Annotated in this window: 11 protein-coding genes; all 11 read left to right on the top strand. The window is 39.3% G+C overall.

From position 1 onward, the window contains the following. Nucleotides 1-14 precede the first annotated feature (14 nt). The 11 genes from MHI34_RS04800 (at nucleotide 15) to MHI34_RS04750 (ending at nucleotide 11,988) form a co-directional block, all read left to right on the top strand. Nucleotides 15-827 (top strand): GNAT family N-acetyltransferase, encoded by an 813-nt coding sequence (locus MHI34_RS04800; RefSeq protein ID WP_036117498.1) that lies wholly within the window; start codon nucleotides 15-17, stop codon nucleotides 825-827. 1 nt (nucleotide 828) lies between these two features. Then, entirely contained in the window at nucleotides 829-1,935 is a 1,107-nt protein-coding gene (menC, locus tag MHI34_RS04795) for an o-succinylbenzoate synthase (protein WP_101966475.1), read from the top strand. 39 nt (nucleotides 1,936-1,974) lie between these two features. Further along, entirely contained in the window at nucleotides 1,975-3,027 is a 1,053-nt protein-coding gene (locus MHI34_RS04790) for a hypothetical protein (RefSeq protein ID WP_101966474.1), read from the top strand. 307 nt (nucleotides 3,028-3,334) lie between these two features. Further along, a complete protein-coding gene (locus MHI34_RS04785) occupies nucleotides 3,335-3,952 on the top strand; it encodes a TetR/AcrR family transcriptional regulator (protein WP_036117492.1) in 618 nt (205 codons plus the stop codon). Nucleotides 3,953-4,072: 120 nt separating this feature from the next. Continuing rightward, nucleotides 4,073-5,215 (top strand): acyl-CoA dehydrogenase, encoded by a 1,143-nt coding sequence (locus tag MHI34_RS04780; RefSeq protein ID WP_036117490.1) that lies wholly within the window; start codon nucleotides 4,073-4,075, stop codon nucleotides 5,213-5,215. A 183-nt stretch (nucleotides 5,216-5,398) separates the two neighbouring features. After that, a complete protein-coding gene (locus tag MHI34_RS04775; protein WP_036117488.1) occupies nucleotides 5,399-7,033 on the top strand; it encodes an AMP-binding protein in 1,635 nt (544 codons plus the stop codon). A gap of 15 nt (nucleotides 7,034-7,048) precedes the next feature. Further along, nucleotides 7,049-8,407 (top strand): acetyl-CoA carboxylase biotin carboxylase subunit, encoded by a 1,359-nt coding sequence (locus MHI34_RS04770; RefSeq protein ID WP_342504162.1) that lies wholly within the window; start codon nucleotides 7,049-7,051, stop codon nucleotides 8,405-8,407. A gap of 65 nt (nucleotides 8,408-8,472) precedes the next feature. After that, the gene (locus MHI34_RS04765) at nucleotides 8,473-8,685 is read left to right on the top strand and encodes an acetyl-CoA carboxylase biotin carboxyl carrier protein subunit (protein ID WP_004225532.1); all 213 of its coding nucleotides are present in this window, start codon (nucleotides 8,473-8,475) and stop codon (nucleotides 8,683-8,685) included. A gap of 15 nt (nucleotides 8,686-8,700) precedes the next feature. Continuing rightward, on the top strand, nucleotides 8,701-9,618 hold the full coding sequence (locus MHI34_RS04760) for a hydroxymethylglutaryl-CoA lyase (RefSeq protein WP_036117483.1): 918 nt from the start codon (nucleotides 8,701-8,703) through the stop codon (nucleotides 9,616-9,618). Continuing rightward, nucleotides 9,615-10,397: an enoyl-CoA hydratase gene (locus MHI34_RS04755; protein WP_058843612.1), complete on the top strand. Its 783-nt coding sequence runs from the start codon at nucleotides 9,615-9,617 to the stop codon at nucleotides 10,395-10,397. The genes MHI34_RS04760 and MHI34_RS04755 overlap by 4 nt, the downstream gene beginning before the upstream one ends. A gap of 52 nt (nucleotides 10,398-10,449) precedes the next feature. Continuing rightward, the gene (locus MHI34_RS04750; RefSeq protein ID WP_058843613.1) at nucleotides 10,450-11,988 is read left to right on the top strand and encodes an acyl-CoA carboxylase subunit beta; all 1,539 of its coding nucleotides are present in this window, start codon (nucleotides 10,450-10,452) and stop codon (nucleotides 11,986-11,988) included. Nucleotides 11,989-12,115: the final 127 nt, after the last annotated feature.

The raw sequence follows: 12,115 nt of genomic DNA, 5'->3' as shown, positions 1-12,115 counted from the left end.
AAGAAGAGATAGGTATGATAGATATTAGGGAAATCAAAACAATAGAACAACTTGAGCAAGTTCAGCAATTAGAGTTTGATGTGTGGGGAATGCCTGCTATTCCTCTCCACCAAACGCTTACAGCAGTGAAAAATGGGGGCATCGTTGTAGGAGCCTATCAAGAAGATAAATTAGTTGGTTTTAGTTATGGTTTTTCGGGTTTTCGACAAGGCAAAAGCTATCTATGCTCTCATATGTTAGGGATTGATGAAAAATATCGATCCCTTGGCATAGGTGAAAAGTTAAAGTACAAACAGCGAGCAATTGCTATTGATCGAGGCTATGATTTAATGGTGTGGACATTTGACCCCCTTGAAACCCGGAATGCTTATCTTAATCTATCTAAATTAAAAGGTATTTGTTATACCTATATTGAAAATTGCTACGGTGAAATGCAGGATGGCTTAAATAAAGGGCTTCCTTCTGATCGATTTGAGGTAAGCTGGCATTTAACTTCAGATTATGTGGTGAACAATACTGTAATAGAAGTAGCAAATGCAATACCTGTGGCAAGCTGTGAACTTACAAAGCAAGGTTTATTATGCTTAAAAATAACTGAAAATTTAAAATTTACTGAAGATTTTTATACGCTACCTGTACCTAAGGACTTTCAAGCTTTAAAAGTACAAAATCCTAGCTTAGCATTGGATTGGCGTTTCAAAACAAGAAATATACTAAAGCAGCTATTTTCAGCAGGCTATACCGCTATTCTATTGCAACAACAAGAATACTTTAACGAATATGTTTTAGTGAAAAAAGCAGCTTTAAATTTGGAAGGGGTAAATTAATATGAAAATGTCAGAAATCACAATACGACAATTGAAGATGAAGTTAAAAGCACCGTTTACAACAAGCTTTGGCACGTTTGAAGAGAGAGACTTTTTAGTCCTTGAGGCTAAAGATGAATCCGGGTTAATTGGTTGGGGAGAATCGGTTGCTTTTCATTCACCTTGGTACAATGAAGAAACACTTCAAACAAACTGGCATATGCTCGAAGATTTCCTAATTCCTCTTATTTTAAATAAAGAGATTCATCACCCAGATGAAGTGAGCCAATTATTTGAGCCAATTCGCAAAAACAATATGGCAAAATCAACGATTGAAGGAGCTATTTGGGATATATATGCGCAGCAAACTGGCCAATCCCTAGCAGCAGCACTTGGTGGTAAAAAGGATGAAATTGAAGTAGGTATTAGTATTGGAATACAAAATTCAATCGAGGAGTTAGTTGCGTTAGTTGACGGCTATGTAAAGGAAGGCTATAAACGCATGAAAATTAAAATAAAACCAGGCTGGGATGTAGAGGTTATGCGTACATTAAGGGAAATATTTCCTGATGTAGCCTTTATGGCTGATGCAAATTCAGCCTACCGTCTAGAAGATGCAGAAACATTGAAACAACTTGATGCATTTCAGTTAACAATGATTGAGCAACCACTTGCTTCAGATGACATTATCGATCATGCTTCATTGCAAAAATTACTTGAAACGCCAATTTGTTTGGACGAAAGTATCCATTCGTTAGAAGATGCACGGAAGGCTGTCGAGTTAGGGAGCACAAAAATTATTAATATAAAAATTGGTCGTGTAGGTGGCTTAACAGAAGCAAAAAAAATACATGATTATTGTGAGGCCCATAACATCCCTGTATGGTGCGGAGGCATGTTGGAGTCTGGTATTGGTCGTGCACACAATGTAGCCTTAACAACATTATCGAATTTTATATTGCCGGGAGATACTGCTGGATCAAATCGTTATTGGGAAAAGGATATTATTGAACCAGAAGTAGTTGTAAAAGGTGGTTATATTGAAGTACCACAGCAAGTAGGAATAGGTTATGAAATAAATAGGGAAACGGTTAATTCCTTAACAGTCGCACAGAAAACATATCAATAAATAGGCTTCAGTTTCAAATATTAGAATAGTAGGTGTTCTATGAAAAAAAGTTGGCAGATAGGTGGAGCATTTGTAGGCTTAATTGTTGGAGCAGGGTTTGCATCGGGTCAGGAAATTATGCAGTATTTTACAAGCTTTGGTTTGTACAGTATTATAGGTGCCATTGTCGCCACAATTGCTTTTGCATTTTTAGGGATGAGTTTAGCGCAATTAGGGACCGATCTACAAACAACATCACATAAAGAGGTTATCTATCATATTGGTGGACGATATGTTGGTATTATTTTAGATATCGTCATCACGTTTTTCTTATTTGGTGTCGCTGTTGTCATGTTTGCTGGATCAGGCTCGACATTTCATCAAATGTTTGGCATCAATCCAATGGTCGGCAGTATTTTTATGGTCGTTATAACCATACTAACATTACTATTAAATGTTAATAATATTATTAATTTGATAGCATTGGTGACTCCTTATTTAATGGGTATAATTTTTATTATTTTGATTTATTCTATTTTTACAATGGACTTATCCATTGCAGAGCAAAATACTTTAGCAAAAGCACAACCGTCTGCAGCGTCCAATTGGCTAATGGGAGCGCTACTTTATGTCTCCTATAATATCGCTGCGGGTGCAGCCATGTTAATTGTGATGGGTGGAACAGTAACAGATCGCAAAGTTGCTGGTAGAGGTGGACTACTTGGCGGTATAATGCTAGGTATTTTAATCGTACTCATCAATATAGCAATGTTTTCTAAAATAAATGTTGTCGATGGAGTAGCAATGCCAACATTAGAATTAGCAAAACAAATTCACCCTATAGTAGGAGTCTTAATGTCCATCGCTTTATTAGGCATGATGTACAATACTGCGGTGGGGATGTTCTATTCATTTACAGTTCGTTTTATTGCACCAGACCATAAATATTTTAAAGTGGGTATTGTAGTTATTGGATTAATAGGTTTTGCTGCAAGTTTAGTAGGATTTACTACATTGGTTGGTAAAGTCTATTCAACAATGGGCTACTTAGGTTTTGCGTTAATTATTGCTGTTATTATTTCATGGCTACGTAAACTACCGAAAGTTTTATAAAGAGGAATTTTTCCCTTGTGTTAAAACGAGGGGAATTTTTTTGTATTTTGTAATGAAAACAAAATGTACATCATACAGTTAATTTGTGTTCGTGAAATCGTTGAATGCTGTTTTAAGTAAACGTTATGCTCGAAATTATAGAAAAAAGCTATTTGTTGCTAGACACCAAATTTTGAGAATGCTATATTTATGTTGTCATAGTATTTTTATAATTAGGAAAAAATAGAATAATCTATGGATTTGAGTAGTTTTTCCTGATTATAAGGAGTGATGGAGTATAGAGCTAGATGAAGGATGATAGGTGCTTATGGTAAAGAAAACGTTAAAACAAAGAATTGTAGAAGCTTCAGTTGAATTGTTTCAGCAAGATGGTTATCACAATGTAACGGTGGATCGCATTGTGGATTATATTGGGGCATCAAAGGGTGGATTTTATCATAATTTTAAATCAAAAGATGAACTGTTATATGAAATTCATGATGTCTTTATTTCATATGTTATTCAACAATCACAGGATGCATATGACAAATACGATACACCTATTAAACGTCTATGTGCCATGCTGCAAACGCTGACACAAGTGTTCGATATGTATCAAGCACATATTACGATTTTTTATGAAGAGAGTCGTTCACTCTCAGATGAATATAGTGATATTATTCATAAAAAACGAGATCACTATCGAGACATCTTGCAAAAAGTAATAGCAGAGGGCCAGGAAGCAAAGGTTTTTCGTACAGAATTACCTTGTACGATTGTCACGATGGCAATTGTCGGGATGATTAACTGGACATACAAATGGTTTAAGCAATCGGGGCCATTAACAATGGAGCAAATCACAGATGTTTTTACTGATATGGTATTGCGTGCTATTGTGACGGAACAAGCAATGGATGAAGCTAAACAATTTATGATAAAGGGGTAGCCAGTAGGAAACACTGGTTTTATTATTTGTTTTTACAAACCGACTAGTCGGTATTTATCTGTAAGTGACGATCATTGAATTCCATCTATTATGGCAAATTTGACATTAGGGGGATTAGGGATGAATTTTGAATTAACAAAAGAGCAAGAGATGATTCGTGACATGGTGCGAGATTTTGCTGAAAAAGAGATTAAACCGTATGCTCGTGAGGTTGATGAGACATCAACAATGAGAATAGAGAGCTTTAAGAAGATGGCAGAACTAGGCTTATTGGGTATCCCATTTCCTGAAGAATATGGCGGCTCAGGTGGAGATACGGTGTCCTATGCTTTAGCTGTTGAGGAAATTGGTCGTGCATGTGGGGGGACAGGACTAAGCTATGCAGCTGCTGTTAGCTTAGGAGCTTCACCAATTTACAACTTCGGCACAGAGGAACAAAAGCAGGAATGGCTAGTTCCATTAGCAAAAGGTGAGACATTAGGATCATTCGGTTTAACAGAGCCTAATGCAGGTTCAGATGCTGGTGGCACACGTACTACAGCCGTTATTGATGGCGATGACTATGTTATTAACGGAGAAAAATGCTGGATTACCAATGCAGGGTACGCTCGACAAATTATTGTAACTGCAGTAACGGGTAAACGTGAAGATGGTAAAAAAATTATTTCCTCTATTATTGTGCCAACAAACACACCAGGTGTAACGATTAACTGTAATTATGACAAAATGGGTGTACGTGGCTCCAATACATGTGAAATTGTGTTGCAAAATGTTCGTGTCCCTAGAGCAAATCTATTAGGGGATGAAAAACGAGGCTTTAGCCAGTTTTTAAACACACTAGATGGTGGGCGTATTTCTATTGCCGCGCTATCTGTGGGGATTGCACAGGCTGCCTATGAAAAAGCATTGAAGTTTGCGCAGGAGCGTGAACAATTTGGTGCACCTATTTCGAAGCTACAGGCGATCCAATTTAAATTAGCCGATATGGCGATGGAAATAGAGCTTGCTCGTACATTAGTACATAAAGCGGCATGGCTAAAAGATCACAAGAAACCATTTGGCAAAGAAGCGGCGATGGCTAAACTATTTGCTTCTGAAATGGGTTTCCGTACATGTAATCAAGCTATCCAAATTCATGGTGGCTCTGGGTATATGAAGGAATACGATGTAGAACGCCATTTACGTGACATTAAGTTAATGGAAATCGGTGAAGGAACATCTGAAATTCAACGTCTCGTCATTTCTCGTCTAATTGGCTGTTAATCATAATCAATTATGCCTTGGCATAATTGTGTCCGGAATTGGCTTTGTGCTTGCACAAAGCAGTCCTTTCCGATTCCGTGACACCCGCTGAACAGTAGCTTAAATCAGCACTCATCTCACCATCTATAAAGGTGGGAGACTTCTGCTGAAAGAAGTTAAATAGCATGAATAAGGGGGATCTTCATGGCAGAGCTTGTGTATCAAACCATTGGTCAGTTGCTAGATGAACAATCTAAAAAGTATCCGCAAAACGAAGCGTTGGTCTATGCTGATAGGGGTTTACGCATGACTTATGAGCAACTAAATCGTCAAGCACGACTCGTGGCGAGAGGTTTAATGGCTTTAGGAATTGAAAAAGGTGACCATATCGCAGTATGGACAACAAATGTGCCTGAGTGGGTGCAGCTTCAATTTGGTACGGGGAAGATGGGTGCTCCTATCGTTACGGTAAATACCAATTATCGTGCAAGCGAGTTGGAGTATCTATTAAAACAATCTGATGCCAAAACGATTTTTTTAGTTGAAAATTATCGAGACCATTCTTTTATTCATACACTGCAAGAGTTATGTCCAGAGCTTGAACATTGTGAACCAGGTAATTTGCAATCAAAGCGACTACCTTTATTAAAAAATGTTATTTTAATCGGCGAAACCAAATATCCAGGTGTACTCAATTGGTCAGATGTTTTGACTGCTGCTGAGCAAGTAACCGAGGAACAGCTAGATCAAAGAGAGCAATCTCTTCATTATGATGATGTCATTAATATTCAATATACATCTGGTACAACAGGCTTTCCTAAAGGTGTGATGTTAACGCATTTTAATTTAGTCAATAATGCAGTCAACATTGCAGAATGTATGCAGTTAACTGCAGAAGATCGTTTATGTATCCCAGTGCCATTTTTCCACTGCTTTGGTTGTGTCATAGGGACATTAGCCATTACAACGAGTGGCGGCACGATGGTACCAGTACAAGAATTTTCACCTGAAGAAGTACTAAGGACCGTTCAGCAAGAACGATGTACAGCATTACATGGCGTGCCAACGATGTTCATTAGCGAACTTAATTTACCGAATTTTGCGTCTTTCGATCTGTCAACTTTACGGACAGGAGTAATGGCGGGTTCAAACTGCCCAATTGAGGTCATGAAAGCAGTCATAGAGAAAATGGGCATGAAAGATATTACAATCTGCTATGGCCAAACGGAATCATCACCAGTTATTACACAAACTAGAACGGATGACCCGTTAACATTAAAAGTGGAAACGGTTGGTCGTGCGTTACCAAATTTAGAAGTGAAAATTGTTGTTCCTGGTACGACTGAGGAGGCCCCAACAAATGAACAAGGGGAGCTATGTACAAGAGGCTACCATGTCATGAAGGGCTACTATAAAAACCAAGAGGAAACAGAGCTTGCTATTGATGAGGCTGGCTGGCTGCATACTGGAGATTTAGCAACGATGGATGAAGCGGGCTATATCCGTGTAACTGGACGGTTGAAAGATATGATTATTCGTGGAGGCGAAAATTTATATCCGAGGGAGATTGAGGAGTTTCTTTACACGCATCCGAAAATTTCAGACGTACAGGTTGCTGGTGTCCCTGACCCTGTATATGGAGAAGAGGCGGCAGCTTGGATCATTTTAAAAGATGGCGAACAGGCAACAGAGGAAGAAATTCGAGATTATTGTAGAGACAAAATTTCTAGACATAAAATTCCGCGACATATTTTCTTTATCGATAACTATCCTATGACTGCATCTGGAAAAGTTCAAAAATATAAATTACGAGAAGATTTTGTTATGACCGTAAAGTAAGGAGGGGCAGTGACTATGTTCAACAAGGTATTAATTGCAAATCGTGGGGAGATTGCTAGACGGGTAATCAGAACATGCAAGCGTCTAAATATTCATACGGTTGCTATTTACTCAGAGGCAGATGTTGATAGCTTACATGTAAAAGATGCGGATGAAGCTTATTGTGTAGGGAAGCCACCCGTTGCACAAAGCTATTTAAACATTGACCGCATTCTTGAAATTGCAAAAGAGAGTGGCGCAGAGGCTGTTCATCCAGGCTATGGTTTACTATCGGAGAATGTGAATTTTGCGAAACGTTGTACAGAGGCGGGTTTAGTCTTTATCGGACCAAGTGCGGAAGTCATTGCGTCAATGGGCAGTAAATTAGAGGCACGTAAAACAATGAAAGCTGCTGGCGTGCCTATTGTAGAAGGAGTAGAGGCTCCTGTGAAGGATGTTGCAGAAGCTACTGAAATCGCTGAACGTTTAGGTTATCCAATTATGTTAAAAGCATCTGCTGGCGGTGGTGGTATTGGGATGCAGCTAGTTGACAATGCTGAGGAGCTGGCTAAAGCATTTGAGGGAAATCAAAAGCGTGCGCAATCATTTTTCGGTGATGGCACGATGTATATGGAGCGTATTATCGCTAATCCTCACCATGTGGAAGTGCAAATAATTGCCGATCACCAAGGCAATATAGTTCCGTTATTTGAACGGGAATGCTCTATTCAACGAAGAAATCAAAAAGTGGTGGAAGAAGCCCCATCACCGTTCATTTCACAAGAGACAAGAGATAAGATGCTAGAGGCTTCAGTGAAGGCTGTGAGACACATTGGATACGTCAATGCTGGAACGATCGAGTATTTGGTGGATAAAGATCAAAACTTTTACTTCTTAGAAATGAATACAAGATTACAGGTAGAGCATCCAGTCACAGAGGAAATTACAAAGCTTGATTTAGTAGAAGAGCAATTAAAAATTGCGGCAAAACTACCTCTTTCATTTACTAGAGAAAGTATTGCTAAAGATGGGCATGCGATTGAAGTACGTATATACGCAGAGAATCCCTCCACATTTTTCCCTTCTCCAGGTACCATTACGGTTCTTGAATTACCAACAGGCGAAGGGGTTCGACATGAATGTGGTGTAGAGACAGGTTCAGCAGTTACACCATTCTATGATCCAATGATTAGTAAATTGGTGGTGTGGGGAGAAACAAGGGAAATTGCCTGTGAGAGATTAATTCAAGCACTGAAAGCGTATAAAGTGGAGGGTATTCAAACGAATATTCCGATGCTGTTAAAAACCGTTACACATGAACAATTTTTAAAAGGGAATACAACGACTAAATTTGTAGAGCAATATTATTTACCGCAATTAGCAGAAACAAAATAACAACTTTCATACATTCGTGCTTCTTTGAAGGGCGAATGTATGACTAAAATTAGGAGTGAAGGATAATGGCAACAGTAAAAGCAAGTATGGCAGGTACAGTGTGGAAAATCGTCGTAACAGAAGGAGAGAAAGTGACGGCAGGCCAAGATGTAGCTATTTTAGAATCGATGAAAATGGAAATTCCGATTGCAGCAGAAGAGGATGGCGTGGTAACGAAGATCATTGCCAATGAGGGAGACTTCATTAACGTTGATGATGATATTTTAGAAATTGAATAAGAGGAGGCTTCTTTAATGCAGCTACCTAAGCATGTCATGATCAAAGAAGTTGGTCCCCGTGATGGTTTACAAAACGAAAAAACGCATATTACAACTGTTGATAAAATACAATTAGTGAATTTATTGAGCCAAACAGGACTAACTTACATTGAAGTGACTTCATTTGTTCATCCGAAATGGATACCTCAATTGGCAGATGCTGTTGAGGTTCTTCAAGCTATTAAACGGCAGAAGGATATTACTTATGCAGCGCTTGTACCTAATATGCGTGGCTTAGAACGTGCATTACAGGCTGAAGTAGACGAAGTAAGTATTTTTATGTCTGCTAGTGAAAGTCATAATCAAAGCAATATTAATAAAACCATTGACGATACATTTCCTATATTAGAGGAAGTAGTAATAGGGGCTAAGGCTGCAAAGAAAAAAGTTCGAGGGTATATCTCAACGGTTATTGGCTGTCCATATGAGGGGTATATACATCCTGACAAAGTACTACGTGTAACAGATAAATTATTGGAAATGGGTGTGGCTGAAATATCGCTTGGTGACACAATTGGTGTTGGCGTGCCAACGCAGGTTGAGTATCTTTTAGAGGCGTTATTAAAAAGATACGATGCTGAAAATTTTGCCATGCATTTTCATGACACACGTGGGACAGCACTAGCCAATATTATGAAATCCTTAGAGATGGGTATGACCAAGTTTGATAGTGCGCTTGGCGGATTAGGGGGCTGTCCATATGCTAAAGGAGCTTCAGGGAATGTAGCTACAGAGGATTTATTATATTTATTCGATGAGATGGGCATTGAAACAGGAATAGATCGACAGAAAGTGCTAGAGGCAGCACTCTTTATTGAAGAGAAATTAGGCAAAGCGGTTGCATCGAAGCAAATGGCTATTGTCCGTAATGAAAGGAGTGCAAACCAACGATGACACAACTTGTTCGTTTGGAATTACTAGAGGGCAGCATTGGACTGATTACCCTAACAAGACCAGAAGCTGCAAATGCTATGTCTGTTCAGTTACTTCGTGAGCTGTCCGACATGCTCGATCAAATCAATGGAGATCCAGCAGTGCGTGTTGTCCTACTGACAGGTGCAGGAGAAAAGGCATTTTGTGCAGGAGCAGATTTAAAAGAACGTAAAGGAATGGCTGATCGACAAGTGAAGCAAATCGTACAGTTGATTGGTGCGACTGTGGCAAAAGTTGAGACACTTGCTCAGCCTGTCATTGCTGTACTAAATGGGGTAGCATTTGGCGGTGGATTGGAGCTGGCATTAGCTTGTGATCTACGTATTGCCGCTACACATGCAAAGCTTGGTTTAACAGAAACATCACTCGGTATTATCCCAGGTGCTGGAGGAACACAACGACTTCCACGACTAATTGGCCTTGGCAAAGCAAAGGAATTAATTTATACAGCACGTAGGTTGAGTGCGGCGGAAGCCAAAGATTATGGCATTGTTGAGTATGTTTATGAGGAACATGAGGTAATGGAAAAGGCACAACAACTTGCGCTAGAAATGGCAAAAAATGCACCACTCTCTCTAGTGCAAGCTAAAGTCGCAATCAATCAGGGTGTTGAGGTAGATTTAGCTACCGGGTTAAAAATTGAATCACTAGCATATAGTGCACTGATCCCAACAGAAGACCGATTAGAGGGCTTGTTAGCATTCCAAGAGAAGCGAGCGCCACAATATTCAGGGAAATAAAGCGCTAAAAATGATTTTGGTGTAATTGATTGGGCAAAGGGAGGAAATAAACATGAGCAATATCTCGACAGAAAATACGCCACCTACAATGAAGGACAAAATTTTAACAGGTGGTTTACCAAAATATCATGATAAAAATGCACAACAGGGCAAGCTATTTGTACGTGAACGTCTTGAACTATTACTAGATGATGGTCTTCAATCAGAGGATGGCCTCTATGCAAACTGTTTAGCAGGGGATTTACCAGCTGATGGTGTTGTCACAGGTATAGGTAAAATTCATGGTCGCACGGTATGTGTGCTAGCTAATGATTCTACTATTAAAGCGGGCTCTTGGGGAAAACGCACAGTTGAAAAAATGATTCGTATTCAGGAAACAGCTGAAAAGCTGAATTGCCCATTACTATATTTAGTCGATTCAGCAGGTGCGCGTATTACAGATCAGTTAGAAATGTTCCCAGGACGCAGAGGAGCAGGACGTATTTTCTACAACCAAGTCAAGCTGTCAGGGAAAGTTCCGCAAATTTGCTTATTATTTGGTCCTTCCGCAGCAGGTGGTGCTTATATACCTGCATTTTGCGATATCGTTGTCATGGTAGAAGGAAATGCTTCTATGTATTTAGGATCACCTCGGATGGCGGAAATGGTTATTGGGGAGAAAGTAGATTTAGAAACAATGGGTGGCGCAAAAATGCACTGTTCTGTATCAGGCTGTGGAGATGTACTTGTCAAAACAGAACAGGAGGCTATTACGTATGCTCGTAAATATTTAGGTTACTTCCCGAATAACTATGCTGAGCGCAGTAAGATAGAGGCACCTAAACCACCTGCTTCATTTGATAAATCTATTGAAGAATTAATTCCACAAAACCAAAATGTTCCTTTTGATATGTATAAATTAATTGAACGTATTATCGATGAAGATTCATTTTGTGAAATCAAAAAATTATTTGCACCAGAATTAATTACAGGTCTTGCACGTATTAATGGGCAATCCGTTGGGATCATCGCTAACCAACCTCGTGTCAAGGGAGGCGTGCTATTCCACGATTCTGCTGATAAAGCAGCGAAGTTCATTTCACTTTGTGATGCATTCAATATTCCGCTGTTATTCTTAGCAGACGTTCCTGGCTTTATGATTGGTACTCAGGTAGAAAAAGCAGGAATCATCCGTCATGGTGCGAAAATGATTTTTGCCATGAGTGAGGCAACTGTTCCTAAGCTAACGGTCATTGTGCGTAAAGCGTATGGTGCAGGTCTATATGCCATGGCAGGACCTGCCTTTGAACCAGATTGCTGTATTGCTTTGTCAAATGCACAAATTGCCGTAATGGGACCAGAGGCTGCTGTGAATGCTGTTTATGCCAATAAAATTGCAGAGCTTCCAAAAGAAGAGCAAGCAAGCTTCATTGCTGAGAAACGTAAAGAATACCAAGAGGAAATTGACGTGTATCGATTAGCATCAGAGCTAATCATCGATGATGTCATTGAGCCGAATGAGTTACGCAAGGTGTTAGAAAATCGCTTAGAGCTTTATATGTCCAAATACTTATTATTCTCACAACGTAAGCATGGGGTAAACCCAGTATAAACATACTTATTGAAAGGCTGTCTCTGCTGTTAAGAGGCAGCTTTTTTTGAATGATTAATTTTTTCAGCTACTTGCATGCCATAGAGCAGCATATTAAAATATGGGAAGGAATAAAGGGAAGTGGGTG

Source organism: Lysinibacillus sp. FSL L8-0126, assembly GCF_038630385.1.
In the GTDB taxonomy this organism is placed as follows: Bacteria; Bacillota; Bacilli; order Bacillales_A; family Planococcaceae; genus Lysinibacillus; species Lysinibacillus fusiformis_D.
This window is presented reverse-complemented; position numbering and strand designations above follow the sequence as displayed.

Excerpts from the sequence above, each read along its gene's own strand:
- MHI34_RS04780 (WP_036117490.1), top strand. The coding sequence starts at position 4,073 with ATGAATTTTGAATTAACAAAAGAGCAAGAGATGATTCGTGACATGGTG.
- MHI34_RS04765 (WP_004225532.1), top strand. The coding sequence starts at position 8,473 with ATGGCAACAGTAAAAGCAAGTATGGCAGGTACAGTGTGGAAAATCGTC.
- MHI34_RS04750 (WP_058843613.1), top strand. The coding sequence starts at position 10,450 with ATGAGCAATATCTCGACAGAAAATACGCCACCTACAATGAAGGACAAA.
- MHI34_RS04785 (WP_036117492.1), top strand. The coding sequence starts at position 3,335 with ATGGTAAAGAAAACGTTAAAACAAAGAATTGTAGAAGCTTCAGTTGAA.
- MHI34_RS04760 (WP_036117483.1), top strand. The coding sequence starts at position 8,701 with ATGCAGCTACCTAAGCATGTCATGATCAAAGAAGTTGGTCCCCGTGAT.
- MHI34_RS04790 (WP_101966474.1), top strand. The coding sequence starts at position 1,975 with ATGAAAAAAAGTTGGCAGATAGGTGGAGCATTTGTAGGCTTAATTGTT.
- MHI34_RS04775 (WP_036117488.1), top strand. The coding sequence starts at position 5,399 with ATGGCAGAGCTTGTGTATCAAACCATTGGTCAGTTGCTAGATGAACAA.
- MHI34_RS04755 (WP_058843612.1), top strand. The coding sequence starts at position 9,615 with ATGACACAACTTGTTCGTTTGGAATTACTAGAGGGCAGCATTGGACTG.
- MHI34_RS04800 (WP_036117498.1), top strand. The coding sequence starts at position 15 with ATGATAGATATTAGGGAAATCAAAACAATAGAACAACTTGAGCAAGTT.
- MHI34_RS04770 (WP_342504162.1), top strand. The coding sequence starts at position 7,049 with ATGTTCAACAAGGTATTAATTGCAAATCGTGGGGAGATTGCTAGACGG.
- menC (WP_101966475.1), top strand. The coding sequence starts at position 829 with ATGAAAATGTCAGAAATCACAATACGACAATTGAAGATGAAGTTAAAA.